Source organism: Pseudoramibacter porci (genome assembly GCF_009696145.1).
In the GTDB taxonomy this organism is placed as follows: domain Bacteria; phylum Bacillota; class Clostridia; order Eubacteriales; family Eubacteriaceae; genus Pseudoramibacter; species Pseudoramibacter porci.
Genome location: NZ_VUMO01000033.1, coordinates 1 through 1,180 on the forward strand (window position 1 = coordinate 1; position 1,180 = coordinate 1,180).

3 protein-coding genes are annotated in these 1,180 nt (G+C 37.7%); 2 read left to right on the forward strand and 1 reads right to left on the reverse strand.

Annotation, left to right across the window (positions count from 1 at the left end):
* Nucleotides 1–81: 81 nt before the first annotated feature.
* Complete coding sequence (locus FYJ52_RS09970) at nucleotides 82–504, forward strand: OsmC family protein (RefSeq protein ID WP_154577064.1); 423 nt, start codon at nucleotides 82–84, stop codon at nucleotides 502–504.
* Between the two features lie 91 nt (nucleotides 505–595).
* Entirely contained in the window at nucleotides 596–1,021 is a 426-nt protein-coding gene (locus tag FYJ52_RS09975; protein ID WP_205960834.1) for a GNAT family N-acetyltransferase, read from the forward strand.
* Here the strand turns inward: FYJ52_RS09975 and FYJ52_RS09980 are convergent.
* Entirely contained in the window at nucleotides 1,018–1,170 is a 153-nt protein-coding gene (locus FYJ52_RS09980) for a M23 family metallopeptidase (RefSeq protein WP_328598807.1), read from the reverse strand. The two genes, FYJ52_RS09975 and FYJ52_RS09980, sit on opposite strands and share 4 nt — an antisense overlap.
* Between the last annotated feature and the right edge of the window lie 10 nt (nucleotides 1,171–1,180).

Sequence of the window (1,180 nt, forward strand, 5' to 3'; positions counted from 1 at the left end):
TAATTTTTAGCTATTACGCAATCCATAGATGAAATGTCAACAGACCCTGCTTAAATTTATAATTTTTTTTGGGTAGTTGCAATGCAAACAAGTGTACATTGGCTAGAGAATGTTGCTTTTGAAGCGAAATCAGAGAGCGGTCATAGTGTAGTGATGGATGGCTCACCTGAGTACGGTGGTGAAAACCGTGGACCACGTCCTATGGAGTTGATATTAATGGGACTTGGTGGGTGTGCTTCGTTTGATATTGTGACTATTTTAAAGAAATCCCGTCAAGATGTGACGAATGTCGTATGTCAGCTTAAAGCTGAGAGAGCAGATGCAATTCCGGCAGTTTTCACTAAGATCCATTTACACTTTGTAGTGACAGGTAAAGCTGTAAAAGAAAAACAGGTTACAAAAGCAGTAGAGCTATCAGCTGAGAAATATTGTTCAGCAAGTAAAATGCTTTCAGATGGTGGCGTAGAAATTACTCACGATTTTGAAATAATTGAAGCAGCGTAATTTTATTTGTGAATGCCTAAAAAATAAAAAGCTAACAGTCATGTTGGCTTTTTTTATGATAAGAATAATTAAAAAATAAAAGGAGAGTTATGTGAATATCCGTTTAGCACAATCGGAAGATACCGAGACCATATGTTATTTACTTAAACAAATGGGATATTCACAGCCTTTAAAAGTAGTTCAAGAACAATTTCAAATACTAAGTAAAGATCCTAATGCGATTACGTTGGTCGCAGCTGACGATTTAAAAGTGTATGGAATTTTATCGCTTTATTTTATTCCACAAATTGCCTTACAAGGTGAGTTTGCCAAAATATGTTATCTGTGTGTTGACGAGAAGATGCGTAGTAAAGGAGTAGGGCATTTGCTTGTACAAGAAGCCGAACGGTTAGCAAAGCAACGTGGTTGTGACCGAATGGAACTTCATTCGGGGATACAAAGACCTTTGGCATATCAATTTTACCTAAGAGAAGGCTATGTCGAAGCGCCAAAGTACTTTCGTAAAGCTTTAAATTAATGAGTCGTAGTTAGAAAAAGTTGAGGGTCTACCCGTGCATTGTTAAGGCTCATTCCCCAATGTAAATGAGGGCCTGTGACACGTCCTGTTTTACCGACTAGACCTAAAGTTTCCCCTTGACGAATATGCTGGCCTTTTTCTACTTTTATCTCGCTTAAA